The sequence below is a fragment of the Nostoc sp. UHCC 0252 genome (assembly GCF_034931145.1).
Lineage (GTDB): Bacteria > Cyanobacteriota > Cyanobacteriia > Cyanobacteriales > Nostocaceae > Nostoc.
The window spans coordinates 54507-78958 of the sequence record NZ_JAYGHE010000005.1 but is presented as its reverse complement, the minus strand read 5'-3'; the positions used below and the strand labels follow the sequence as shown (position 1 = coordinate 78958).

The window sequence follows — 24452 nt, the reverse complement described above, 5'->3', positions numbered from 1 at the left end:
AACTATACCCCAAAAGTAACAAAAGAATGGTTTTTATTAAATAAATTACTTTGCTTACTTGGGTATAGTTGCTGTCATTTTTAAAACTGAAATTATGAAGATACCAAAAGCATGGATATCTCTTCTGGTTGTCATTGCTTGTATTATTTATAGTATCGCCGCCCAAGCTACAATCAATACAATTGGTGATGGCAATTTACCGACTCGAATTGTAGAAGTTGCAAATCCTCAGTCTCGACTACCTGCTACTAAAGTTTTGCTGCCAGACTGGAGCCGCATTTCTCTGGCCCAGCTACCAGGTATCAGTGAATCCGGTGCAATTGATGGCAGTTCCTACAGTCAAACACTAGGTTATGACCTGAGTCGCACTTGGAATGTTGGTATGACTCCTGACCAATATTTGAAGTTAGGAGATATCAGTGAAGCATTGCAGGCAGAGGAGTTTTCTTTGCAGGCGATCCAGGCGATCTGCGCTTCGCAGCAGCGCTTCGCTATCGCTCTGGGCACACAACCAGAGGCGAACACAGACATTAACAGTATAGATTTAAACAAAATTGCCTTGAGTGAATTTCCCCTGATTGGGGAGCAGACATTGAGCCATTTAGCTCAGGTTGTTCCAGAATTAGCTAAGACACAAGTAAACAATATTACACCTGTTGCAACCTTACTAAAATCAAAGGGAATTGCTGCATCTAATTTAACACTAGCTCAGGTACTAACACAGTATGAAGTTGGGCAAATGAAGCTGGGACAAATCAACTTGTCAGAGTTTTCTATCTCTTCAATTCCTAACTTAGATGCAGTACAGCTACAACAATTTACAGGTTGGATGAATAGCAATGTTTCGGATATTCCTGGTTTGGGACAAGTACCTTTAGGATTAATGCCTAATCCCATCACTGAAATTGGTAGCTTAGTAATGCGGATTGATGTAGTTCATGGGCCAGCAGAAAACCGCCGTAACAATACGATTTCTGGTTCAGATGTGCAAGGATTTTCTGTGCCTTGTACTGTAAAAGACTGCGCTTACTTAGAATTGGATGATTTGGAAAATGCAGGTCGTAGCGATCGCAGTAAGTTAGAAGGAAAGCAGTGGATTTCTGGTAAATACCAAGAAGTCGAGGGCGGGCGGGGTATCCTGAAAGCAGTGAATAACGGTCGGGAACCAACAGGACGGCTACCGTTTGGTAAAGCTTTTAAGGTGGTGGTGATGGAGCCGGATGAAACTACTGATACGGTAGATACGGCTTTGTTCTTTCGGTTCTGTGCTTGGCGAATGGGTTGTACACCTTATTTTATCGGGCCTGTTCCTTTTTTTAGCTACAAGGTTAACTCTCTGATATTTGTAGGCAATTTGAGTGAACAGAGGACAAATACTACGTCTTTACCAACCGGAGCTACAAGAGAGCCGAAAGCTAAGACTACCAACGGTACTGGAGTAATAGAGAAGATAAATCCATGCACCTTTAGTAGTGCTAGTCAATCGATAACAGATCAATCATTCTCCGGTATTGATTTGCGATCGCTCTCAAATGCGATCGCGGAGATTGAGAGTGCTGGTAGCGGGGATTACAAAGCAGTTGGTATACATACCTGTGCAGATGGGGGTTTAAATTGTGGTCGCGCTCTCGGTCGCTACCAGTTCATGAGTTATAACCCTTACGCAGTGCAGTTAATTGCTGCCAAGCCTGGAGGTCAAGAGTTTCTGAGTCAAGTGGAGCAAGGGCATCAACCAACAGAGGCTGAACTATTTGAGTTTTTTCCTCCAGCTGACCAAGATAGGGCGTTTGTGGCTGATATGGCTAACAAAATTCAAGTAACACAAGAGCAAATCGATCCGGCTACAGGACAGCCATTTACAGGTGAACGCCTAATTGAACGAGTGGCTCAAAAGCATTTTGGTGGTGATTACAGCAAAGTTGATGGAAATGGCTCAGATGCCCTCGGTCGCCTCAGCCTTAAAGATTACGGCAAAACCGCTTTAGCTAGTTATCGCAACGGTAATAGCGATAATGGAACGCTGACCTGTTCTCCTAATGTAAATTCTAGCTACATCAGCACTGCTAAAAATACTGAAAATGGGAGGTAGAGTATGACACATTTATCTAAAACTTCTATTACCTCACCCCATGAGATAAAAGAAATACTGGATACTGAGTTGCATTCAAAAATACACCTTGGGCAAACAGGGGAAGGAAAGGGAGTTTATTCTGACTCCGCCTCCCCTACTCAGTCTCAACCACTGAAGACATTACCAGCACCTTCTATGAGGGTACGCTACTGGATTCATTGGTTTCGCATTGGTTTGGGCATCTTTTTGTTGCTGTCGATTCTCATGAGCTTAGGGGGCTGTAGCTTAAATGCGGCAACCGTTACTTGGAACAAAGCTGCTAATGTTGTGCCTGCTACAGTCGTTGAACAGGTGATTGTAGAAAATACAGAGTTAAATTCCAAAGTATCTGCTAAAAATATACTGGCTTGGAGTGTGGAAGGGAAAGACGGCAGGTTCGCAGTTTTCAACTTGAATACGCCTGATGTCTGTGGTGCTTTGGGATGTCTGTATACTGGTTATTGGCTCAGAAAGGACAAACCAATTACTCAGGTATTCTTGAGTTACTTGAATCCCAATCTGCCACCAGGTAAGCATTTGTTGTCAGTGGGAGAGAACCGAGGTCAGGCATTACCGTGCATTAAAGTACTGCAAACTGAGCAAGAGCAGCTACGCCAATTGAATTTTTGTTTCAATGGCACTGGCTATCAACTTGCTGATAGTCAGCTTTTCACTACTGGTAAAAATTCCCAAAGTTGATAACTTGAAATCTAGAAGAAAACTCCGCCATAGTCATCTTAGCTACGGCAGGGTATTTTCATCTAAAACCTCTAGGAAATTGCCATTAAATCGGCATCTAGGTCAGTGGTGGATGAAGAGTGCTGTACATGGATAGCGGGGCGTTTAGCCCGTGCTGAGTTAAAACTTGGCCGCCCACAAGTGGATGCTGTGCGGGGCATATACCAAGTACATAAGTACTGAGTGACTTTTAATCTACTCAGAACTCATGACTCAGCACTGAGTAGTAGGTAATTTACCAGCACAGACGCTATAGTTGCATTGGACTATTCCTCATCATCTAGTTCATCGTCTTCGTCGTCAAAATCATCATCGTCTAACTCAGCTTCCAAATCGTCGGTTTCATCGAGGAAGTCATCATCGTCAATAAGTTGAATTTTGCGAGGTGGCTTGGTCGCTGGTTTGGATTTACGAACGCTTTGAGTTTTGTTCCTATTTTTATTTGGTGGCAATACTTCTACGTCTACAGATACCGATTCTCCTGGCAAAGCAGGTAGGGATTGAGGTTCATTAAAACCAGCGATCGCATCATGTTGTTGCCAAATGAGGGCTTTAGCTGTGGGCTGACCCAAATAAAATTGAGACAGATTTTCAACGGTGGGTTTAGTATAGTCTACAGTCTTACAACAGTCGTGTTTATTCTTACCTTCGCCCTCTTTGACAGCTTTGAACTCGACTGACAGCACACCTAAGCTACGCCACCTATCGTTTTTGCCGCTAAATGGCACTTGGAAATAGTCAGCAAAGGTTTTCTCCAAAGAACGGTAAAATTCCTCACGCACTGACTTAAAACTCCAGAGAGCTACATTCTTAAAGCGGACAACGACAGGAGTAGTATGCAGGGGTTGATTATCCTCATCCAGAAACACCAGTGCATGTTCTGAACACACATCCATTGTTTTCTTGTCAAGGTTATGCTTGTATTCATCATAAAGCCCAACAAAAGAACCACCCAAGTCTTCAACATCTGATTTATAACGGATATACTCTGGTACAAAAGCTAAAACTAGTAACCGTGCTTGAGTAATTAAGAGTCCAGTAACATCTTCAGTTAGGGTGACAATAGTTAGGTCGTTTTCATCAGGCATATCAAGCCAGCCAGCCTTTTCTAGCTGGTCTTCTGGAATTAGAAGTCCGGCGGGTTTGTCATTAACGACAATGCCGTAAGGCAGTAACGGTCGTCTAACTTGGTTATAACTGTCGCTGAGAAGTTCTGGGTCAATATCATCAATATCAAGGTCTGACAATTGAGTGTTAGGAGCTTTAGATTTAGCTGCTTGAGTTTTGGTATTAGCTTTGGGATTAGAAGCAGCAGTTTTAGCAGTAGATTGATTAGAGCGATTAGAGTTGTTTGAAACCCTAGATTTAACCATTGGAGTACATAAATATGATTGCCCAACGCATGAGGCGTTAGCCTCAAAACTTATTTACCAATCGTTGTTTATGAGGCAATTACTCTCCACCACAGATTTAAATTACGCCATAAAATAAAGTATCTTGAATGCTAATTTACAAACTAGCGAAAATATAGATGAGGATAACAGGAGGTTAATCATGAAATTATCACCACTATATATACAGTGGGAGCAAGAGGCTCAAAAGCAAGGGCAACGTATGGTTGTGGAAAATTTACTAACAGTTCGATTTGGTACGCTAGATGAACAATTAGCCACAATTATTCAGCCTATTCTAGAGTTACCTTCACAAGAGTATGCTTCTTTACTGTTGCAGTTATCGAATCTCTCCCGTGAGGATTTATTGGCGAAGTTTAACAGCAATCATTCATAAAGATGTCCTGTATCTGAAACTCCTCTAGAAATAGAGTTTCTAACACCTCTAAAAAAAATGTCCAAAAGGTCAATACTTTAGCTTTCACTTGGTAGCTAAAATTTCTGCTAAATGCCTACTTAACTGCTATGAACATTTACCAGAAGAATCTACCAGACAACCAGATCACTGCTAACTCGACATTAATTGAAGTGTCATCCTTTCAAGCACCTCTGGCTAGCATTGACTTTGGCAAGTTGTTTCAACAGTATAATAATCCCCAAGGTTGGATGATGGTAGGTGGAATACTGTTCGTTATACTGTTGTTGCAAATCAGTGGTACTGGTAAGGGAAAAATCACCACTGGTAAAGTCTCCGGTATCAGCGAGAAACTAGCAGCAACTAACCTAGCACTCAAGCAAATCAAGGAGCATAAACACAATAAAGTTACCCTGTGGTCTGGAACTCCTCGCTATTGGGTAAAAGGTAAATGGCGGGGGTTGCTGGCTAACATACAAACTATGCTTGGTGCTGCACCTACAGTTTGGTTTCCCAATGCCGAAAGGGGAACACTGGTAATAGGTGCGCCTGGGTCTGGTAAAACCTACTCAACCATAGACCGGATGTTAGAAAGTGCGATGCAGCAAGGTTTTCCGATTTTACTCTATGACAAGAAGGGCGACCAACTACGACTCCATGCACCCCTAGCTGCACGTTATGGCTATAAAGTACGAGTATTTGCCCCCGGTGAACCCTTTAGCGGTGTGATCAATCCTTTGGATTATATGCGTGATGCACGGGATGGGGTAATGGCAGGAGAAATTGGACAAGTGATTAACCGCAATGCTTCCAGTGGTGGTAAAAGTGATGAGTTCTTTGCTAAAGCCGGTGACTTGTTAGCTAAAGCACTATTGCAGTTAGTCAAGGGTTCACCTTACCCAGATATGGCGATGCTTTATGCTGTGCTGCGGTTGCCAAAACTGGTGCAACGTCTTGACCATGCGGTACAGTCCAAAAGGTTGGATGAATGGGTGGCGACTTCATTTATTCAATTTTTGAGTGCTAAGGATGCAGAGAAGACTATTTCGGGGATTTTGACCACAGCAGCAGGTACTTTCTCATCTTTCATCCAAGCTGATTTGCTGAGGGCATTTATAGGGAAATCGGATATTCCCACTAAGCTTGAAGGTAGAGAGATGGTGGTGTTCAAGCTAGATGATGAACGCCGCAGTGTGGTTGGGCCTCTGCTGGCAGCTGCAATGCACTTGATGATTGTCGGTAATTTAAGCCGTCCGCGCAAAGATCCGTTGATTATTTCTTTGGATGAATTGCCATCTATAAAACTAGACCGCTTACCGCAGTGGATTAATGAATATCGTTCCAATGGTGCCTGCTTTATTCTGGGTATCCAAAGTTTAGAGCAACTTTACGATATTTATGGAGATAAAATGGGGAGTGCGATCGCTTCTGCTTGCAGTACCCATGTTTTGTTTAATCCTGGTAACTACAAAACGGCTGAGGATTACTCAAAGCGTTACGGTGAAAAGGAAGTGCTGATTAAAAATCGTACCACAGGGCGATCGCTTGGCGGACAAATGAGCCGTTCAATTAGCTGGAGTGAGAATTTGCAAAAAATGCCTGTAATCAGTGCTGACGAAATTTTGAAATTTCCTCAAGGCAAGTGCGTAATTACTAGTCCAGGTTACAGTTCCGAGGGACAAGCTTCTATTCCTTATCCTTTAATTATTCCGGTGTCCAAAGCCGATGAAAAACGGGCGCATGATAGTGAGGCTCTTTGGGATACACAAGTTAAACCTGCTTTAGAAAGTCAGGTGATAATTCCTGATATTAAAACGTTAACACAAGCATTACATGAACGGATTGAGTCAGCAGCGCGGATGTTGCCATTACCGGAGGAAGATGTAGCACCTGCACATGAGTCTAGTAGCAGTGAAACGGATGTTTTAGAAAATTTCCCAACACGAGTTTATCAAACTCCCGGATTGCAAGGATAAGAGGCTGGTAGCTTTTAAGAAGTGAAATCTTGTTGGATATCTTGTTGCTCACTGCGTAGAATCTTCAGTGTTTGCTGGTAGATTTTGGCAGCCTTTCTTCGCTTTTTTAGGTTGTGTTTACCCCGTTTAAGTAAGTTTATAAGGTGTTGCATCTGTAATTTTCCAGAGCATTACAGAGAGAGTTACCAATGGTTGCAGACCTAAAAAGTGCAAGTTATACGCGCGATAGCTTACTATTTCAGAAATTGGCGAATATATTGAAATCAAAATTTCACAAATTAATGCTGAATCTTAGCAAGACAATATCACCTTTTACCCTTAACTTTTTTCAATGCTGCTTGTCGTACTTCTGCATTGAGCAAATAACCAAAACCCACCTTTTCTAAACGCAGCACAAATTCCTCTCGTGTATTGCCCAATTTCCTAGCAGTAGCATCCAAATTCCAATTATGGTTCGCTAACTGACTCAGCAAATAAACTCGGCGAGTCTGCATACCTGATAAGCGATAAGTTTTTAAATACTCCAATTCACCATTCTCTCGAATAATCGCTTCCCCAATATGATTCTCTTCCTTTGGGTCAAGGTCAGTAATAAATCTTTGTAACATAAACGAACCAGCAGTATAGACTTTTTGGGAAATTAACTTGCGTCCTAACAGTCCCTCTGCCATAAAACCTTGAAACGATGCCCAATCTGAACGCATATTTTGTACTGCTGCTCTCAAAGCTTTTAAATCATTAATTTTTGACTCATCTAAAGATACACTCATGGTCAAAGTTGTATCGTGCAGCAACGCGTATTGGTACAATAACTCACCATAGAAATCTTCTAACAAGCTATTGTGCAAAAGTCGATAGTCCTCTGGTGTCGGTACGATAAAAGCTGATGCTAATGCTTCGGCAACAAATACCAATACCCCAACCTGTTGAGAGTGAATTTCAAATACCCGCAAAGCATCTTCAAGTCCAGCAATGTAACGTCCACTAAAAGAGCTTTCCGTTCGGCTACCCAGCCCATGAGAAAGGGCATACTTAGAATATTCACTCCAGGCGATATCAGGGCCAGAAAAGAACATTGATAAAAAGCCTTCCATTGCCAAGTGAAGTGGCAAAAATCTCAGTTGATTACTAGATTCCCGCTTCACCATCCGGTGCATTAACCGGACACTGGCGCAACCATAGTTTAGCTGTTTACCATCTGTTTTAAAAAGCTGTCCCCCAAAAGCCCCCACAGGACTGCCGTCATTAGTCCAAGACAACACTAGTCCGTGAGGAACATAGGAAAAATATTTCATTCCTGGTGCTGTCATTTCTCCTGCTAAGGAAACAACTGCTAAATCTTCATCGTAGCTACGACGCAGCAAGCGCAAATCGTTACGTACCTGATGACGCAATAATGGCACAATCCGCACTGCTCCCCGTATTTGAGAAGGAGCAATTTCTAGTCCTTTAAGTGATATGTCTGCTAACAGATTGCTTTTGGATGCCATAGGATGGTGTGTCTATTTTTATTAACTTTAAGCAACACCGTATTTGGTATAAGGACGTTTGTATGGGGGATGCAAGCCTAAAACAATATCTGAAGCTGGAACTCCTCTTTCCACTAGCTCTTGAGCAATATCGGCTTCTGTCATGTTGTGCTGAATCCAAATTTTATTATCTTTAATGTCTAAATGAATGTAACAGGCATAAATACGATTAAACTCTTGCCAACCAATATCTAGAATTTGATAGTGATCGTGTTCTGTATCAAAAATGAGTTGACATTCAATATTTGGTTCGTTTGGGGGGTTTGGGGTGGCATGGGCGATTAATAATTCGCGCACAATTTGGCGATATTTGGCTAGTTTTTCCATTCGATTATCTCCTCTGTATTCGGTTTATATACTATTATTTTTAAGGCATAATGTGATATTGCCGCTTGAGTAAAACGCTCCTGAAAAAAAGTATTAAAAATATCAATAGGAACAGCTAAATAGAGAATGCGATCAGGTTCAGTCATTTCTAAGGCAAGGCGATAGTTGAGAAACTGCCCTAGTGCATTATGAAAGTCACTAATAACGGAGGGATTGATAAAGCTTTTAATTTCTACAGCAATTTTCTGCTCATCTTTTTCAGCAGCAAATACTTTTTCAGCAGCGAGATCAATCTCTAGTTTAACGCGCTCGATGCGAATGATTAATGGATCGCTAGTAATTGTCCATCCGTTTTTGATTAAGGCTTGCTTGACGGCTTGGTGGAATAGGTCTTTGGCCATAGTGGAATATTTACAACGGTTTTCAACTATATGAGGTACACCTATACCTTACAGCCTACACCCTGTCCAACATTTGCTTGACTCGCTCTGCTAAATATGCTTCCAGTTCAGCTAAAGATGCAGAACCTTCAGCAAACCGGGCAAAGCCCAACATCGTAGGTAAATCTTCTGCATCCCGTAATCCTACTGTGGGAATTGCGGGACTAAGGGGGTGTAAAGAAAAGTCATCGGCATTGTAAACAGGATTGCAATGAATAATGGAAGTTTTTTGTTTTGGGTCTAAACGATCGCGATATACACGCAGAATTTCCGATGCTCCACTGGGGGGGTCGTTTTCCCAACCATCGGTTACAAGTACTATTAAATCTGCGCCCCAGTCCAAAGCATCCAGTAGGGGAGTAGCGAGGTCTGTTTGTCCACGAGCTAGAATCAGCAGTGGATCGCTGATTGATGCTGTCCAAAAAGCTTGGTATTCCTGGGATGCTGCTTTTAGTAAGTAATGAGTAGCTAAGGCTACCCCTAAAGGACGACGATGTTTTTCGGCTGAACCGGAACTAGAGTAGCTGCAATCTAGGACTGCGGCTACTCGTCCTAGTTTTAGGGGTGATTTTTTTAATGTAAAGGCAGCAGATTTCTCTAATGCTTGGTTTAAAATATCCCACTGCTGTTTGCGAGTATCCAATGGCAAGGATAGGATATATAGCGCCAAACGAGTTAGGGGGAGACGACCTAAATTAATGTCGATTTCTACTTCTGTGCGGTTGGCTGAACTTTGAAAGCGCAATTTTTCATTCAAGGTCATTTGTTCTTGAATACGGGATAAAAAGACCTCTCGTTTAATTCCGTGTTTTGCTGCTAAACCTTCGGCAACTGTAAAGGGTAGTTGATAAACTGCTTGAGCGCTATAGTGGGCTTGGCGAAATGTCTCGAATAGCTCTGTTTGATAAACTCGCTGTTTCCATTTACCAAAGAGGAAATTACCTAATTCCCCAGGTAGGGTGAGGTGAGCGTGGGAGGCGATCGCTCTAAATTTCGAGCGATATTTCACAGCATCAAAGTTGATGTCACGTTTTTGCTGGAGATAATCACGAGCGATCGCTCTGCTACGACGATTATTAATACTTCTTTTCCGTAATTGTTGCAATACTTCCCAACCTCGTTGTGGTGGTAGGGCTGTTAATGCTGCGGCAATTAATGCACCTTCTTCTTGTCGATGTTCAGGGGGTGTATGTTTTCCTGTTGCTAGTAATTTGAGGATAATCTGCGCTTGGTTGAAGTGGTTAATCCCTGCTGCTAATGTTCGGGTATAGAGTAAGCGGTAATTACCTAAAATATAGTCGTGCAAAAAGTCAATAGATACGCGCTGCCCGTAACCATCACCATAGAACTCACGCTGTCCTGTGCAGGAGAGGCAAGCATTAATGAACATGACTAAATCTTCCCTTGCCACCTGCTGATGTTGGTTAGCCCGATTAATGTCCATTGTTGGCATAGTGGCTTTGTTGAAGGGGCTACTGTTCGGGGAATGACGGCACGACAAGCTAGGATAGCGTTACAGGCTAGGTTCGGAAGTCGCACCAAAGTCCCGCAAACAGTATTAACGACTATTTTAAGTTCTAGATTAGAAAATAGCTAGAGGAATCCGACTTAAATCTTACTAAGTATACTGAGGCTTTAAACTCTATAAAGTAAGTCTGCAAATTCATGAGACACGTCCTTAATTTCCCCATATACTGCATAGATAACTTTGACGGCGCTAATAGACAGCAAGTGCTATTTCTCAACATTATTTTGCCATACCTCTTTAAGAAACTTTTTGAACTTTTCTATAATCAGAGGTAAATCACTATCAATTTCTTGGGTTTGTTGCCCATTTGTAATTGAACGAAAGAGACGACGACCTCTACTATCAAAACCAATTTTATCCGCAACTGCCATAAAGATTGAGTAATCTTCTGGTACTGGTAAATCTCCACCTTTGCGCTGAAGAATCAAAAAGCTGGTGATAATTCCCAATCCACATTCTACCTGAAAGTTTTCTGTAGGTAACTGAATGGAAGCAATTAGCAAAGCCATGTCTTTTAATAGCCATTGGCGAAAGTGTGCTTGGTTAGATGAAGACAGAATTCCATTAGATACCAAGATACAGACTATTTCACCAGGTTGCAATTGATTTAAACACTGTTCTACAAATAAACACTCTTGTTCTGCTTGGATTTTCAATTTGGATGTAATAACGTAGCTTCCATCTCCGTGTTGTATCCATTTATAAGCCATCTCAAATCGGGCTAGTTCTGAATCGGAAGTGAGATTAATTTTGCAATAGGGAGGATTGGCAATGGCTATAGTAGGCAAGGAAATTGGCAGAGGAAGATTACTGACACAATTTTGAAATAGTTGTTGCCACTCAGGAATTTTAATTTTCATCAAAATAAACTTCCTTGCAACATATTTTCTGCTTTAGTATTTTCGTATTTGATACCATTAATTAGCAAACTATTATTTAGCTTCGGTTTAGGTGTTGATGCGGGAGTTTCATACTTTAAATTTGGTCGGATAAAAGAAATACCCTTGCCAGTCAGGGTGTTTCCGATAATTAAATCTCCACCCAAACTAGGAATAGGCAATGCCAAGTAGGGAGCATAAAGCATGAAGTTTAAACTTGCTATTTTCATTAGTAATGAATCCCACTCCCAGCCTGTCAAACTGATGGCATAATTGGACATTTCCAATGCTAATCGTCCTGTACCAAGTGCTGGTTCATATATATGAAATGGTGCTATTGCAGCAGCACTGTCAACTGCTGCAATAGCCATTGTCCTGGCCGTCCAAGTAGGAGTAGGATAGAATTTAGCTCTTGATTGCCCGTAACGATTAGCAGCTAACAAATGACCAAAGTAATCGAAGGGACAAGAAATCAAAAGCTTCAGTTCTAGTTCTTGAATAAGACGATTACTCGCACCGTTACATCCCTCTGGCTCATGAGGCAATTTAGCAATGCTGGGATGCCCTAGTGCATAAAGTAACCAATCAGTAAAATAGGCAATAAATCTGGAAGGACTGCCACATCCACCTTTAGGAATAGATTGCAGACAGCTTGAGAGCATCTGTAAAACTTGAGGATGTCCTAAGTCTAAAAACTCAGTTTGTGGTATTTCTTTAGGTAGTTCTCCAGTTTCCATTGTCCATCGCCATTGCTCCCACCTACCTTGATATTCATCATCTAATTTCAGTAGTTTTGATAATAGCCATCCATGTTCAAAAGTTGATTTGAGTACCATTGGTGTTATCTGTAATAAGCATTTGCCAATGGCAGAGGCATTAGCCTCTTAAATCTTGACTTCTGGAATAGCTTCTAAATTGACCATTGACGATAACTCAGGAATGACTATGTTTGATTGTGATTTGTTATCTGGAGATTGAGTCAGTAGTTTAATTAACCATTTTTCAGTCTGCATCTGATCCTTTTTATTCCAGCGTACATTTAATCTTTGGGCTGGTTTAACAGGATTTAATGCTAAAATTACGAGTTGTATTTGGTTAGGATTAACTGAGTATTGTCTAGCCGTAGTCCACAACTTTACCCGGTCTTGCCAGCTTAAATGTGGATGGCGTATAGCCCATTCATAAAGCCTGGGAATACCTTGTTTAAATGCTATATTTGTTAATACTTGAATAAAGTAGTTATCGTCATTAATTGCAAGAGGTGCAATAACTGGATTATCGACTAATAACTTTTTCCGAGATTGAAAAATTTCCGGTGCAAGTTCCTGTATTTGATCAACCCACTGAGCAATTTGAGGATAGGCATTTAATAAAGGTTCTACAGTCAGTCCTAAAAATAGTTGTCTCATCACCAAAGAGAAGTTATCTGCAACTATAGAGTCAAAGGCAGAGCGATTTGGATGATATTTTTGACTGGGGAATAGGACTTGTTGCTGTGTTTTAGTAATTTGTTGAATATCGGCAAGATTAATTACTGGCATGGTGGAGAGAATATAACATCTCTCCCATGCAGCGGTAAGCTGCAAATTAATTACTTCGATTAATCATGCTTCAATACAGATATACAGCGTATTGTGGGTTGCTGGAAGTAGAAAATTTAGTTACAAAGCTATGCAAGAATCTGGTATTACTGTTGATAGCTGAAAGCTGATGTAATTAGGCAAGATAGCCAGGGCAACCGTATGTTTAATAGGAGTAAGTTTTTTGATTGAGATTATTAGAGTTCGTGCTACACCGGAGCAAATTGAACAGATGCTACAAGAGTTAAAGTTTTATATTAAGGTAGCGGTGGATATTGAACATCGGATTCTGGCTGGGGGAGGTGAAATGCACTTTTACTGTGAACAGGCGTTGCTAGAAGATGGTAGTAAGCAGAGTGATATTTGGGCTGCTAGTTTTAGACCTGATACACAACAGATAATCTATGAGTCTATGGTTAATCTCCGTCCCCGACAGAATCGTTCAATGGAAATTATGGACGTTAAGATTAGAGAACAGGTTGCCGCAATTATTATGGAGTTTCTGGGATGAATAGTGGCTTAACTTATGAGCAAGAAACCTTTGTGCAAGATAGTATCCCTGTTAGATTGGGAAAATTGGCAACTAATTTAGCACGGATAAGTCAAATTTTCAGTGAGTCTACACATGAGGATGTGGTCAAAAGCCTGATTAGAGAGACTATGTATTTTCTTGAGTGGATAGCCCCAGATATAGATATTGACAATGCTTTTGAGTTAGCAAATTTAGGAAGGTTTCTCACACGCTGGCTGTTTAACTGGGAACAAGCCTGGAATAACACAGAAGCTAAAAACCAGATTATTCAAGAACTTGGCACTTGGTCAGACAGTGTTTTGCAAATGTCAAAATTACCTGCTGTACAACAATCCTAATTGATAATGACTCAATCCCAACCTCCATTACCACAACCCAAACTCGAAGGATCTGGTATTACCTCTGACCAGTATTTTGAGTTTACTCCAGAAAAAATAGAACTGAGTAACGGATATTTGGGTTATGGTGGACAAGACCAACTTGGGTTTCATTTGTCTGTTCTCACCAATATGGGATTATTGACAGCAGCTCGACATACAAATTTGTCGCTGTGGCTAGAAGCACTAAAAGGTGTGGTAAGGGAAAAACTACCGACTGTCAACACCCAACCAGAAGTAGCAGAAGCAATGCTCAATCGATTTAATCGAGCGTAGGCGTAGCCCGCCGCAGGCATCGCAGACTTGGAGGCAGTGATTGAGTATTTGGAACAATAAAATCTGGAATTTGAGCGATGTTTACGACGATGCTTGTGTCAAACATCAGGTGCAGCGATAGGCTATGTTTTGTCGGAGGCGATGGTCTCCGACCGACCGGAGGTCATCGCATCTAACAACAGTAATCCCATTTGCTTCAATAAAGCAGTATTTCCATCAGGGCAACCATGTTGAATTAGACACTTGGCACAGCCAGTATCGCAATTGCAATCTAGTGCGATCGCTCTAGCAGCACCAGCAAGTTTTGGCAAATGTTTAAACACAGCTTCAGCCGCACCATTACCACCATCACTGGTATCATAGAAATAGCCTGTGTAATTGTTATTTTCCCCTAACTCCTTCACTACTGTAAAATTTACCTGTTTTGGGTCAACTCTAGCCACCAGCTGTAACGCTCTCATAATTTGATGCCCAAAGCTGTGGATAGCAATCAAGGTACTGGAATATTCCCACAACTGTTGATAGCCCGGTGGAATCGGTTCTCCACTACGGGTTAAATTGGTTCTAGTTTCCAAGGCATTGTGCTGGAGGTATTCCCGCGCACTTGAGTTAATCGCTACTTTGACCATTGGTGCTGAAAATTGAGTACGGAAAGGCTGCTCAAACTTTTCTTCTGACAGGGTTTTCACAATTACAGCCTTACGTGTGAGTTTGCTACAAAGTGGACAACGACGTTCTTTAGGTAGCGGCTCTTTGTAGTTAAGACACCGCTTGTTCAAACAAGTCTGCTCGTAGATTTGGGTCATTAAACTGTAACCACTGGTAATGTGTTTAACCTCACCAAAACTAAGTTCCAGGGTTAAGTATTCCTGACAGTCATCAACTTCAATGACTTGAGAAAACAGCAATGGTAACTTCACCGGATCTGTCAGCACTGTTAGGCTGCTGGTTTCTGAGTCTGTAACTGCAACTGTAAACAGTGAGCTATCTGCTGTCTGTTTTAAAATTGCTTGCTTGCTGTTCAAGTCAAGGGAGATGCACTGATAAGTCAGCATTCGTCCATTGGCATCTTGTCGTTTGTAGATGGCTTGGGGATGGACTTCCCGGTGAGCAATATCTTCTGAGATTTCCTCCAGTTCTTCCCCAGATTCTGCATCTACTAGCTTGATGGTAGTTTGGGATAAGCCACCCCGAAAGTTAACATCTTTATGAGGATAACCCTTTGCCCACAGTCCATTACGACCTTTATTTAGATGCCCTTGGGCTAACAGAAGTTTTGCTACCTCGTAAGCGGCTGTGCCAAAGTAGTGCTTGATTTTATTAGTAGGAATACCAGTTTCTGCGGCTGCACACATCAAATGTTTAGCAGCAAAGATGGGATATTCGTCATTAAAGAATACTTCCTCAGCTTCTGGCGATACCAGCATTTCTGGATGTTCTGCTACATAGCAGTCTATGGGATTGAGAGCATTGGGAAGCAGCACTGTCAGTCCAGACTGAGAACGTCCGGCGCGGCCACTGCGTTGCTGGTATGCCATTTTAGAACCAGGCCAGCCACGCAAAATGCAACATTCTAATTCTGGTAGGTCAATTCCAGCTTCTAATGCTTCTGTGGCAATAATCCACTTGATCGTGCCAGACTGGAGTTGGTCAACTACTTCTGTCCGACGCTCAGAAGTTATGCCACTGTAGAAGGCGGCTACTTGGTTTGATTTGAGTAATTCTGTTAGTTCCCGCACACTGCGTCGGGAGTTACAAAAGGCGATACCTGATTTACCTTGATTGAGCAAAAATTGAATTATTCGAGCGGTATCACCAGTCAAATTGTAACTGGGCTGAGTGATAATTATTTGTCTAGATGGTGAAGCTGCTCCACTTTTGCGAATCCAAATCAGGGGTTTGGGGTTGAGTTTAGTTGGTTTCAAACCAGAGATTTTCAGAGCCAGTTGTTTAGGATTACCACAAGTGGCACTCAGGAAGATAAATTGCAGTTTCTTGGAGTCGCCACCGTAATGATCTACTGCTAGTTTAATGCGACGAATCAGCCAGGACATATTTGCGCCATAGCTGCCTGAGAGGGTGTGAGCTTCGTCAAGCAGTACATAGCGTAATCGCTGATAAAAGTTTGCCCAATGCGCGGATTTCCAGGCTTGCTTGAGTTGAAAGTGGATTAATTCTGGAGTGACACCTAAAATATGCGGTTCACTCTTGAGGATTTGTTCTCGTTTTTCTGATTTGACATCTCCAGTGATCATTGCCAGTATAGGTCTGGATTGTGTTGGTATGGTAGAGAGTAGTTCAGAGATTTTGTGGAACTGGTCTAGTGCTAATGCTCGCAGTCCATAAAATGCTAATGCCCGATGTTCTTCATTGATACAACCTTCCAGAATGGCGGGGTATGTGCTGAGAGTTTTGCCACTGGCTGTGGGAGAGGTGAGGATTAAACTTTTACCTTGTCTAATTGCTTGTAAGGCTTGAAGTTGGTGAGAGTAAAGTTGGGTAATTCCTAATGAGTGAAGTGCTTTAATTAATTTATTTGGCAGGTCATTAGGGATATTTTTCAGATTAGGTTCTTTGGCAGGGATAGTCTGTTGCCATAGTAAATCTTCACCTAGAAATTCAGTAATATCTGTTGGTTCAGTAGGATGGTTATTTGAGTTGGAATTTTCTGTAATGGGTGTACGAGGTGGTGTCCAAAAGCTTTGTAGCAGGGCATTGTAGTTGGGCGTGGTCATAGTCGTAGTCTTCGCTCACTGCCCTAAAAAATCCCCCATTGGGGGAGTGCTACTGAAAAAATATGTATTTATTATAACCTTTACTACGTATTGCTCACCCTGGGCATAAGAATATTCAGCACACAGTGCGCTACATATAACTTACCTCTGGTCGGTTTCAAGGACTTTGAGATGATTAACATCTAAATGCCTAAATATTACCCTGAACTCCGATTGACATTTTATCCTACACTTGGTAAGATTTTCTTACAAACGGTAATATAGTGTGCTGCACTATGACCCCAGAAAATGTAAAGGTCAAGCTCATAGAAGTGTTTAAAGAAATCCAGAGCGATAGCGGATATGAAGGACAGCCAATCACAGAAACAACTTGTCCTATCAATGATTTAGCATGGCTTGACAGTTACCTCTGGCCTGTTGCCATCACTATGTTGGCTACGGAACTTAACGTGAACATCCCTAATGACAAAAACATTTTTTTGTCAGAGGATTGCACGCGGCGACTCACCATCAACGAATCAGCTGATGTAGTTTGTGAAATCGTCAGTAAAGAGGAAAAACGGAGATGACTGAAGCAAAAGACAAGAAAGCAATAATTGCTTCTCGCATTCGCGAAGCACGTAAGATGGCAGGTTTGTCTCAGGCTCAGGTAGCTCAAACTCTTGGTCTACATCGACCCTCTATTTCTGAAATAGAGGCTGGCAAGAGAAATGCTTCCGCCGAAGAAATTACAAAGCTTGCAGAAATTTTTGATGTCAGTGTGTCATGGCTACTTGGTGAAGGTGCGAATAAGGTCGATGTCCATGACAATAAACTTCAGCTTGCTGCTAGAGAACTCCAAAAGCTTAAGCCAGAAGATTTAGACCGACTGTTAACATTACTTGCTTCAATGCGAACGGGGAGAGACAACCTGTGATTAGTAATATTAGTTACCTTGATACCAAGTGTAGGAAAAAATCTGTGGCTAATCAGAGGCAAGAATTGGCTCAACAGGCCATGCTTAAATCAATCGATATTCGGAAACAAGCTGGTCTAGACCTTAAAAGCCCAGCTTGTATCTATAACTTGTGCGACAAACTCAATGTCAAAGTTAAGTTTGTTGATATTAGTAGCATGGAAGGCATATATCTCAAAGGAGATGAACCACAAATATGGCTTTCTGCGCTGCGACCCCTTACTAGGCGTAACTTTACCTGCGCTCATGAACTCGGACACCACGTTTTTGGACACAGTTCAACGATTGATGAACTAACAGAGGATTCGGAGAAATCTAAGACTTTCCATCCTGACGAGTTTCTGGTTGACTCCTTTGCAGGTTTCTTACTTATGCCAACTTTGGGGGTGAGAAAAGCATTTGCTTCGCGTGGCTGGGATATTGCTTCAGCAACGCCACTTCAGATTTTCACGATTGCCTGTAGTTTTGGTGTTGGGTACGAGACTCTGATCAATCACATGACTTATACCCTAAAAATGATTAATCGCATCAAAGCTGCGTCACTTCTAAAATCTACACCCAAGTCTATCCGCCAAGATTTTCTTGGGCGTTCATCAGCAGAACCGTTGATAATTGCTGATGCACATTGGTCAATGCCTACACTTGATGCTGAAGTTGGAAGTCATCTTCTACTACCAAACACAGCAGAAGCAACGAACGACACTATCACTTTCCAAGAAAATCACTCACAGGGTCGTCTCTTCCAAGCTAACCGTCCTGGTATTGTGCGCGTTTACTGTCATGACGCTGAGTGGGCAGCTTTTGTTCGGGTTTCGCGTTATCAGTTTGTAGGACTAAGCAAATATCGCCATCTTGAGGAGCCGGAAGATGAGTAATAGTGCGCCTCTCCCCATTAACGAAACAAACCTCTCTTGCGCTTGGAGTCGTATATTTTTACACATTATCGATAATCCTGGCAAAGAAATTTCGCCATTGGTGGTTAGTTTAACAGGTTTTAGCAGCGGTATTGTAAATGAAGACAAATCAGTTCGAGATGCTCTTGATAATTGCCTTGTAAAGAACAAAAAACAAAAAATTCACACAGTTGCAAATACGATTTTTCCTAGCTCTCTCTGGCGAATGGCTAAGTATGACCGAAAGAAATTCTTTGAGATTTATCTTAATGCTCTTCCCAGATACAAAGCTGCTGAACCGTCGAAAAACCGACGTGGTATTTACTTTGAAAGGCTGATTGATTTTGGTTCTGGGCCCCACAATGGCAACCAACTCGAACACATCATTTTTGAGTATAATTCACACCCAAAAATCAGAAGAAGTATGTTTCAAGCTTCTATCTTTGATCCAGGGCGAGACCATATTCCTAATTGTAGGCAACTAGGCTTTCCTTGCTTACAACACCTTAGCTTTGTACCAAATAATCAAGATAAAACCCTTGTTTTAAATGCTTTCTACGCAACCCAACAACTTTTTGATAAAGCATACGGCAACTACTTGGGACTATGCAGATTAGGCAATTTCATGGCTTACGAAATGGGACTGACATTTGACCGGATGAACTGCTTCGTAGGTGTAGCAAAATTAGAAAGAATTGGAACAAAATCGCCAACTTTAACTCCAGTTATAGAGGCGGCTCGGAATATTATGCAACAAACAACTTGCGAACATACAATAGATAAAACATAGCTTTTTTCCAGACAAGCTTAATAAAAGATATTTGCGGGTGAGAGTACTTTACGGATTTAAGGAAACAGAAATGTTTCTTTAGAGAGATAAAATGGGAAAAAAACGTCAGAAACAGTCTAGCGAAAACGCCAATCAAAACAAACAGTTAAGTCTTGGAATTGGCGATAGTGGAGAAAAACCTATCTCATCGCCAGTTATCATTTCACATATTCTACCCGCCAAGCCTACAGTTGTATTCAATACTTATTGGCAATTCGCTGCCGAACGACAAAAGATATTTTACAAGAAGCTAGAAAATGCACAAGTGCCTTGGACTGATGATCCAATTCTTTCCACATACAAATTTACCAATGCCTACCGCGCAAGCGACCGCACGAGCCAGTACTTGATACGAAATGTCATCTATCGGGACGATCTACCATCTTCAATCAATGAGGTATTCTTTAGAATTATCCTCTTCAAAATTTTCAACAAAATTGAAACTTGGCAGCTTCTAGAAAAAAATATTGGACATATTACTTATGCTGACTATTGCTTTGAACGCTACGATAAAATCCTCACAGAAACCATGCAGTCCGGTCAGACTATCTATTCTGCGGCATATATCATGCCATCGGGTGGCAAAACATTTGGATATACTACAAAGCACCGCAATAATCTCAAGTTGATTGAAAAGATGATGACTGATGATCTGCCACAGAAGCTAGCAGATTCACGGAATATGCACCAGGGTTTCGATTTATTACATAATTATCCAACTATTGGCGATTTTTTGGCATACCAGTTTATAACTGATGTTAACTATAGCGAGATTACTAGCTATAGCGAGATGGAGTTTGTAATTCCTGGTCCTGGTGCGCTTGATGGTATCCGCAAATGTTTTCTTGATCTGGGTGGTTTAAACGAACCAGAAATTATTAAATTCATGGCAGATATCCAAGAATCTGAGTTTGAGCGATTAGGACTAAATTATCATTCCCTTTGGGGACGGAGACTGCAATTAATCGACTGCCAAAATCTATTTTGTGAGGTAGATAAGTATTCTCGGATGAAACACCCTGAAATATCGGGAATATCAGGAAGAACACGTATAAAGCAAAAGTATTCAGTTAACGTACAACCAATTAGTTATTGGTATCCACCAAAATGGAAAATTAACCAAGCTATTGAAGAGGATATAAAAATTCAAGCTGCTTCCAAATCTAAATAGAAGGTATTACTAAACGAGGGGTGCAAATTTAAAAAATTTAAAATTATTTGCCCTCCTTGCAAAAGTTTCTAATCAACTCCGATAACTCTACAGAAGGCTTTGCTTCAGCAACTTTAGCATGGCCAAGTGAGCCTGCTTTCAGACTCTATTTTTTCATGCCCATAATCAGCAACACCAAATATAATCTCAAGATAAGGAGTGGATAATGGATTTTCGTAAGTATCAACAACAAGCCCTGAAAACTGATCAAGTTCCTACTAAAAGTGGAGATGGAATAATCATACCTCTGCTGGGTTTGGTTGGTGAAGCAGGTTCACTCCTCGCTGAATATAAAAAGCATCTCCGGGATAAAGATGCACATAAACTTTTTAAAGATTGTGTTGCAGAAGAGTTAGGGGATTTACTTTGGTACGTTGCTAACGTAGCCAGTAAATTTGATCTAGATTTGGCAGAAATTGCACAAATTAATCTGAATAAGTGTCGTGACCGTTGGGGAAGAAGAGATTCGGTACAAATAGATAGTCAAACTACAGCCTACATATTTGATAGTAACTTTTCCGAACACGAAAGTTTACCGCGACAGTTTGAGCTATATCTTACTGAAGTGAGCGAAGATAACTCAGTGAAAGTGAGAGCATTTATTAATGGTCAACAGATTGGAAATTACCTTACCGATAACTCCTACTTTAGTGATGGCTATCGCTTTCATGATATTTTTCATTTGTCCTATGCTGCTGTTTTGGGATGGTCGCCAGTCATTCGCAGTAACCTTAAACGCAAGCGTAAAAGTAATCCTCGTATTGACGAGGTTGAAGATGGTGGTCGGGCAATAGCTATTGATGAAGGTATATCAGCACTTGTATTCAGCTATGCCAAGGATCATGGGTTTTTGGAAGGGGTTGTAACGATAGATGACCAACTATTGAAAACTATAAAAAATATGACCTTGCATTTAGAAGTTCGAGAGTGTTCGCTAGGTGATTGGGAGAAGGCAATTGTTGATGGGTATAAAGTTTGGCGACAAGTAGAAAAAAATGGGGGCGGTAAGGTTATTATTGACATTGATACAAGTTCGATAAGTTATCAAGCAAAATAAAGTGGTAAACAGATCGTTTAATACCTCCTCCATCTGGTGTAAGTAAAAGTGGTGGTTCACATCAAGCGTTCACAGAAACCTAGCTGACTATTATGGTACTTACCATATGCCTTATTTCCTTTGCCTCCTGCCTTTTACCAACGTGAAATATTGACTTGGACTTACTTAAATAACTGATTTTGGATTTTAGACCGGAATCAAATATACAATCCAAAATCCAAAACTCTCAGTCAACTTTATGTTGATTAAGTTAACTTAAATAACCTGCTAACACTAAGAATTATTAGCAGTAAATCCTTACTTTCAGCACCTCTCTTAATAGACATCTCCAAATCCAGCATCATAGTTACTGCCTTAGCTAAAGCGTTGATGCTTGTATTTGCTACCTCCTGACGCAAATAGTAAATGCGATTAGGATTGCTGATACTGCACAGTTGAGCTAATTCACTATCTTTCTTAACCCCAGAAACAATTGCAGACTTAACCCACAGCCAAGTTCTAAACTGCGTTAGGAGAGTAGCAACAATCACCATTAATGGTTCCGAGCGTGACAGTAAATCATCCAGCAGGTGCAAAACTTGATTGCTTTCTCCTTGGCGAATAGCAGATGCCAGTTGTAGGCTACTCTGAGTCTGACATCGCACTAACTCTTTTACTTCTGCAAGCTCAAGTTGTCTGCCATTACCATAAATATACAGTTTGCGTAACTCTGTGGCTGCACGGGTCATGTCGTTACCAATTGCTTCTGCTAGATATTCCACCGCATTCTTTGACAGCACCAGCTTGATTTTTTTAGCTTGAATAGCGATCGCCTTTTCAATCAAATCAGTACGCCAAGCTGGTATTAATGGAAACTCAAACAACTTGGCATACTTGACAATATGTTTGTAAATCTTCAGGCGCTTATCTAGATTGGTGGCGACAAACACCAGAATTATGAATTCAGGCACTTGAACAAGCTGCTGCAAAGTTGACAACTCAGTATCACCCCACAGCTTGAGGTGGCAATTTTCCACAATCACCAGTTTTTTACCACCTGTCAGGGAACGAGTGCGAGCTACACTGATAGCTTGGTCAAGGCGATCGGCTGGAAATCGGTGATAGCAAAGTGTGAGCCATTGAGCATCAATCTCTGCTTTGTATTGGTTTAGCTGTTCCTGGATGGCGTGTTGATCGTCACCTGTCAGCAAGACAATCATCTTTTTACCCTCCCGTTACTTTGGCAGTTTTAATTAATACAGTCATTGGTTCTTGACTTTGGGTAGCTCGTTGCAGCATTTTAGCGATCGCCTCTTTACTACTTTCAAACTTATTCAGGTAAGCTGGTGTAACCTCTAAAATTGCCTTGTCACCTTGCAATTTAACGAGATGAGCATGAGCCAACAGCTTTTGATTGCTGGGTTTAGCTGTATCCATCACCTGCTGCCAAATTTGAGCCAGGTTAGTAGTTTGGGCTGCAACTGCTGGTAACAATTTGCTATCATGCCCTTTGTCATTTACAGGTTTAGCAGTTAGCGTCTTGGTTGCACTGACAGGCAAAGGCAATAAACTGGGTATCAGGTTCAGTAAGCAAACTTCTAGCCACACAGCAGCATTTACTGTGTACCGAAGATAGTTTTCTGCTTTTTGTAACTCTGTTAGGGACAAATTCAGCGTCTCGAAATTCCAGTGATTTGCTAAAACCTTGAGTTGAGCATAGCTAACACAACCAGTTAGCAGGGATTGCTCTTTGGGTGCAGACTTGATAATCAGTAAATCTCGGTATGTTTGCAGTAAGTTGGAGAGAATCAATTTGGGCGTTTTTCCAGAATCTACTAAAACTCTTGCTACTTGCAGCAAGTTAAAGGTGTTGTTAGTGGATATTGCCTGTAAAATTGACATTAATTCTGTTTCTGTCACACCACCAGCGATTTCCATGACATGATTAGCAGTGATATCTTCATCTAAAAGACTCACCTGACCCAGTAATTGCAGTGCATCCCGCAATCCACCATCGCTGAGTCGGGCGATCGCTGTTAGTGCCTGATCATCAATAGAAATAGATTCTGCATCTGCTACAATACCGAGGTGCTGCACAATTGCCTGAACAGACAAAGTGCGGAAATTAAACACCTGACAACGGCTGACAATGGTAGGTAACACCTTGTGCAGTTCTGTTGTGCAGAGAATGAAAACAACATGAGGTGGCGGTTCTTCAATACACTTGAGTAAAGCATTGAAGGCGTTACCGGTTAGACAATGGCACTCATCGAGAATAAAAATTCGGTAACGTCCTGCAACAGGTGCTAAGGTACTGCGCTCAATTAAAGCACGGGCATCATCTACACCATTATTAGAAGCAGCATCAATTTCACTAACATCTAGGCTATTACTGGTTTCAATTGAACGGCAGGATTGACAAATACCACAAGGTTGGTCAGTTGGTTTTTTAGTGTTAAGGCAATTGAGGGATTTAGCAAATATCCGAGCAGTTGAAGTTTTACCTGTGCCTCTAGAACCTGTGAATAAATAAGCTGGTGCAATTTGCAGGTATTTGACAGCATTAGTTAGAGCAGTTTTGATGTAGGGCTGTCCAACTAATTCGGCTATTGTCTGGGGTCGATATTTTTGATGTAGGGCGACTGTAGACATAGGATACATTAACCTTAATTTGTCGCCCTTGCCCTGTTAAGGGGG

At 41.4% G+C, this 24452-nt stretch carries 25 protein-coding genes; 13 read left to right on the top strand and 12 right to left on the bottom strand.

The features are described 5' to 3' along the window. Positions 1 to 94 precede the first annotated feature (94 nt). Both VB732_RS04880 and VB732_RS04875 read left to right on the top strand, forming a co-directional pair. Complete coding sequence (locus VB732_RS04880) at positions 95 to 2089, top strand: M23 family peptidase (protein WP_323229715.1); 1995 nt, start codon at positions 95 to 97, stop codon at positions 2087 to 2089. A 3-nt stretch (positions 2090 to 2092) separates the two neighbouring features. Beyond that, positions 2093 to 2809: a hypothetical protein gene (locus tag VB732_RS04875; protein WP_323229714.1), complete on the top strand. Its 717-nt coding sequence runs from the start codon at positions 2093 to 2095 to the stop codon at positions 2807 to 2809. Between the two features lie 71 nt (positions 2810 to 2880). Here VB732_RS04875 and VB732_RS04870 read toward each other — a convergent pair whose 3' ends face one another. Together VB732_RS04870 and VB732_RS04865 are read right to left on the bottom strand one after the other, a co-directional pair. Next, the gene (locus VB732_RS04870; protein WP_323229713.1) at positions 2881 to 3009 is read right to left on the bottom strand and encodes a hypothetical protein; all 129 of its coding nucleotides are present in this window, start codon (positions 3007 to 3009) and stop codon (positions 2881 to 2883) included. 105 nt (positions 3010 to 3114) lie between these two features. Next, a complete protein-coding gene (locus VB732_RS04865; protein ID WP_323229712.1) occupies positions 3115 to 4221 on the bottom strand; it encodes a DUF5895 domain-containing protein in 1107 nt (368 codons plus the stop codon). Between the two features lie 181 nt (positions 4222 to 4402). On the opposite strand from VB732_RS04865, the gene VB732_RS04860 reads away from it, so the two are divergent. Next, positions 4403 to 4636: a hypothetical protein gene (locus VB732_RS04860; protein ID WP_179076014.1), complete on the top strand. Its 234-nt coding sequence runs from the start codon at positions 4403 to 4405 to the stop codon at positions 4634 to 4636. 128 nt (positions 4637 to 4764) lie between these two features. Beyond that, on the top strand, positions 4765 to 6630 hold the full coding sequence (locus tag VB732_RS04855; RefSeq protein WP_323229711.1) for a type IV secretory system conjugative DNA transfer family protein: 1866 nt from the start codon (positions 4765 to 4767) through the stop codon (positions 6628 to 6630). Between the two features lie 305 nt (positions 6631 to 6935). Here the strand turns inward: VB732_RS04855 and VB732_RS04850 are convergent, their stop codons facing one another. The 7 genes from VB732_RS04850 to VB732_RS04820 form a co-directional block, all read right to left on the bottom strand. Further along, positions 6936 to 8120, bottom strand: coding sequence for an ARPP-2 domain-containing protein (locus tag VB732_RS04850; RefSeq protein WP_323229710.1), 1185 nt, complete (start codon positions 8118 to 8120; stop codon positions 6936 to 6938). Positions 8121 to 8147: 27 nt separating this feature from the next. Beyond that, positions 8148 to 8486 carry a XisI protein gene (locus VB732_RS04845; RefSeq protein ID WP_094333515.1) on the bottom strand — a complete coding sequence of 113 codons (339 nt, stop codon included), beginning with the start codon at positions 8484 to 8486 and terminating at the stop codon, positions 8148 to 8150. After that, on the bottom strand, positions 8474 to 8887 hold the full coding sequence (locus tag VB732_RS04840; RefSeq protein WP_323229709.1) for a XisH family protein: 414 nt from the start codon (positions 8885 to 8887) through the stop codon (positions 8474 to 8476). Before VB732_RS04840 ends, VB732_RS04845 begins: the two co-directional genes overlap by 13 nt. A 55-nt stretch (positions 8888 to 8942) precedes the next feature. After that, the gene (locus VB732_RS04835) at positions 8943 to 10370 is read right to left on the bottom strand and encodes a hypothetical protein (protein WP_323229832.1); all 1428 of its coding nucleotides are present in this window, start codon (positions 10368 to 10370) and stop codon (positions 8943 to 8945) included. A 290-nt stretch (positions 10371 to 10660) separates the two neighbouring features. Further along, the gene (locus tag VB732_RS04830) at positions 10661 to 11314 is read right to left on the bottom strand and encodes a type I restriction endonuclease subunit M (RefSeq protein ID WP_323229708.1); all 654 of its coding nucleotides are present in this window, start codon (positions 11312 to 11314) and stop codon (positions 10661 to 10663) included. Further along, positions 11314 to 12168: a hypothetical protein gene (locus VB732_RS04825; protein ID WP_323229707.1), complete on the bottom strand. Its 855-nt coding sequence runs from the start codon at positions 12166 to 12168 to the stop codon at positions 11314 to 11316. The genes VB732_RS04830 and VB732_RS04825 overlap by 1 nt, the downstream gene beginning before the upstream one ends. 48 nt (positions 12169 to 12216) lie before the next feature. Continuing rightward, entirely contained in the window at positions 12217 to 12873 is a 657-nt protein-coding gene (locus tag VB732_RS04820; protein ID WP_323229706.1) for a hypothetical protein, read from the bottom strand. 223 nt (positions 12874 to 13096) lie between these two features. Between VB732_RS04820 and VB732_RS04815 the strand changes: the two genes are divergently transcribed. Genes VB732_RS04815 through VB732_RS04805 form a run of 3 tightly spaced genes read left to right on the top strand, consistent with a single transcriptional unit; the run spans position 13097 to position 14097 of the window. Beyond that, entirely contained in the window at positions 13097 to 13423 is a 327-nt protein-coding gene (locus tag VB732_RS04815; RefSeq protein ID WP_292805476.1) for a DUF5674 family protein, read from the top strand. Beyond that, entirely contained in the window at positions 13420 to 13782 is a 363-nt protein-coding gene (locus VB732_RS04810; RefSeq protein ID WP_323229704.1) for a hypothetical protein, read from the top strand. Before VB732_RS04815 ends, VB732_RS04810 begins: the two co-directional genes overlap by 4 nt. A 6-nt stretch (positions 13783 to 13788) precedes the next feature. Beyond that, entirely contained in the window at positions 13789 to 14097 is a 309-nt protein-coding gene (locus tag VB732_RS04805) for a hypothetical protein (protein WP_323229703.1), read from the top strand. A 122-nt stretch (positions 14098 to 14219) separates the two neighbouring features. Here the strand turns inward: VB732_RS04805 and VB732_RS04800 are convergent, their stop codons facing one another. Then, positions 14220 to 16832, bottom strand: coding sequence for a DEAD/DEAH box helicase (locus VB732_RS04800; protein ID WP_323229702.1), 2613 nt, complete (start codon positions 16830 to 16832; stop codon positions 14220 to 14222). Positions 16833 to 17107: 275 nt separating this feature from the next. Between VB732_RS04800 and VB732_RS04795 the strand changes: the two genes are divergently transcribed. The 6 genes from VB732_RS04795 to VB732_RS04770 all read left to right on the top strand — a co-directional run bounded on the left by VB732_RS04795 (position 17108) and on the right by VB732_RS04770 (position 21776). Beyond that, the gene (locus VB732_RS04795; RefSeq protein WP_069069438.1) at positions 17108 to 17401 is read left to right on the top strand and encodes a hypothetical protein; all 294 of its coding nucleotides are present in this window, start codon (positions 17108 to 17110) and stop codon (positions 17399 to 17401) included. Continuing rightward, positions 17398 to 17748, top strand: coding sequence for a helix-turn-helix domain-containing protein (locus VB732_RS04790; RefSeq protein WP_069069437.1), 351 nt, complete (start codon positions 17398 to 17400; stop codon positions 17746 to 17748). Before VB732_RS04795 ends, VB732_RS04790 begins: the two co-directional genes overlap by 4 nt. Before the next feature lie 44 nt (positions 17749 to 17792). Further along, entirely contained in the window at positions 17793 to 18662 is an 870-nt protein-coding gene (locus VB732_RS04785) for an ImmA/IrrE family metallo-endopeptidase (protein WP_218107937.1), read from the top strand. Further along, the gene (locus VB732_RS04780; protein WP_323229701.1) at positions 18655 to 19470 is read left to right on the top strand and encodes a hypothetical protein; all 816 of its coding nucleotides are present in this window, start codon (positions 18655 to 18657) and stop codon (positions 19468 to 19470) included. Before VB732_RS04785 ends, VB732_RS04780 begins: the two co-directional genes overlap by 8 nt. A 91-nt stretch (positions 19471 to 19561) precedes the next feature. Then, complete coding sequence (locus tag VB732_RS04775) at positions 19562 to 20680, top strand: nucleotide kinase domain-containing protein (RefSeq protein ID WP_179075908.1); 1119 nt, start codon at positions 19562 to 19564, stop codon at positions 20678 to 20680. 205 nt (positions 20681 to 20885) lie between these two features. After that, positions 20886 to 21776 carry a nucleoside triphosphate pyrophosphohydrolase family protein gene (locus tag VB732_RS04770; RefSeq protein ID WP_069069434.1) on the top strand — a complete coding sequence of 297 codons (891 nt, stop codon included), beginning with the start codon at positions 20886 to 20888 and terminating at the stop codon, positions 21774 to 21776. A gap of 245 nt (positions 21777 to 22021) precedes the next feature. Here the strand turns inward: VB732_RS04770 and holA are convergent, their stop codons facing one another. Both holA and dnaX read right to left on the bottom strand, forming a co-directional pair. After that, complete coding sequence (holA, locus tag VB732_RS04765; protein WP_323229700.1) at positions 22022 to 22975, bottom strand: DNA polymerase III subunit delta; 954 nt, start codon at positions 22973 to 22975, stop codon at positions 22022 to 22024. 4 nt (positions 22976 to 22979) lie between these two features. Then, on the bottom strand, positions 22980 to 24407 hold the full coding sequence (gene dnaX, locus VB732_RS04760; RefSeq protein WP_323229699.1) for a DNA polymerase III subunit gamma/tau: 1428 nt from the start codon (positions 24405 to 24407) through the stop codon (positions 22980 to 22982). Positions 24408 to 24452 lie beyond the last annotated feature (45 nt).

Excerpts from the sequence above, each read along its gene's own strand:
- VB732_RS04880 (WP_323229715.1), top strand. The coding sequence starts at position 95 with ATGAAGATACCAAAAGCATGGATATCTCTTCTGGTTGTCATTGCTTGT.
- VB732_RS04875 (WP_323229714.1), top strand. The coding sequence starts at position 2,093 with ATGACACATTTATCTAAAACTTCTATTACCTCACCCCATGAGATAAAA.
- VB732_RS04870 (WP_323229713.1), bottom strand. The coding sequence starts at position 3,009 with ATGCCCCGCACAGCATCCACTTGTGGGCGGCCAAGTTTTAACTCAGCA.
- VB732_RS04865 (WP_323229712.1), bottom strand. The coding sequence starts at position 4,221 with ATGGTTAAATCTAGGGTTTCAAACAACTCTAATCGCTCTAATCAATCT.
- VB732_RS04860 (WP_179076014.1), top strand. The coding sequence starts at position 4,403 with ATGAAATTATCACCACTATATATACAGTGGGAGCAAGAGGCTCAAAAG.
- VB732_RS04855 (WP_323229711.1), top strand. The coding sequence starts at position 4,765 with ATGAACATTTACCAGAAGAATCTACCAGACAACCAGATCACTGCTAAC.
- VB732_RS04850 (WP_323229710.1), bottom strand. The coding sequence starts at position 8,120 with ATGGCATCCAAAAGCAATCTGTTAGCAGACATATCACTTAAAGGACTA.
- VB732_RS04845 (WP_094333515.1), bottom strand. The coding sequence starts at position 8,486 with ATGGAAAAACTAGCCAAATATCGCCAAATTGTGCGCGAATTATTAATC.
- VB732_RS04840 (WP_323229709.1), bottom strand. The coding sequence starts at position 8,887 with ATGGCCAAAGACCTATTCCACCAAGCCGTCAAGCAAGCCTTAATCAAA.
- VB732_RS04835 (WP_323229832.1), bottom strand. The coding sequence starts at position 10,370 with ATGGACATTAATCGGGCTAACCAACATCAGCAGGTGGCAAGGGAAGAT.
- VB732_RS04830 (WP_323229708.1), bottom strand. The coding sequence starts at position 11,314 with ATGAAAATTAAAATTCCTGAGTGGCAACAACTATTTCAAAATTGTGTC.
- VB732_RS04825 (WP_323229707.1), bottom strand. The coding sequence starts at position 12,168 with ATGGTACTCAAATCAACTTTTGAACATGGATGGCTATTATCAAAACTA.
- VB732_RS04820 (WP_323229706.1), bottom strand. The coding sequence starts at position 12,873 with ATGCCAGTAATTAATCTTGCCGATATTCAACAAATTACTAAAACACAG.
- VB732_RS04810 (WP_323229704.1), top strand. The coding sequence starts at position 13,420 with ATGAATAGTGGCTTAACTTATGAGCAAGAAACCTTTGTGCAAGATAGT.
- VB732_RS04805 (WP_323229703.1), top strand. The coding sequence starts at position 13,789 with ATGACTCAATCCCAACCTCCATTACCACAACCCAAACTCGAAGGATCT.
- VB732_RS04800 (WP_323229702.1), bottom strand. The coding sequence starts at position 16,832 with ATGACCACGCCCAACTACAATGCCCTGCTACAAAGCTTTTGGACACCA.
- VB732_RS04795 (WP_069069438.1), top strand. The coding sequence starts at position 17,108 with ATGACCCCAGAAAATGTAAAGGTCAAGCTCATAGAAGTGTTTAAAGAA.
- VB732_RS04790 (WP_069069437.1), top strand. The coding sequence starts at position 17,398 with ATGACTGAAGCAAAAGACAAGAAAGCAATAATTGCTTCTCGCATTCGC.
- VB732_RS04780 (WP_323229701.1), top strand. The coding sequence starts at position 18,655 with ATGAGTAATAGTGCGCCTCTCCCCATTAACGAAACAAACCTCTCTTGC.
- VB732_RS04775 (WP_179075908.1), top strand. The coding sequence starts at position 19,562 with ATGGGAAAAAAACGTCAGAAACAGTCTAGCGAAAACGCCAATCAAAAC.
- VB732_RS04770 (WP_069069434.1), top strand. The coding sequence starts at position 20,886 with ATGGATTTTCGTAAGTATCAACAACAAGCCCTGAAAACTGATCAAGTT.
- holA (WP_323229700.1), bottom strand. The coding sequence starts at position 22,975 with ATGATTGTCTTGCTGACAGGTGACGATCAACACGCCATCCAGGAACAG.
- dnaX (WP_323229699.1), bottom strand. The coding sequence starts at position 24,407 with ATGTCTACAGTCGCCCTACATCAAAAATATCGACCCCAGACAATAGCC.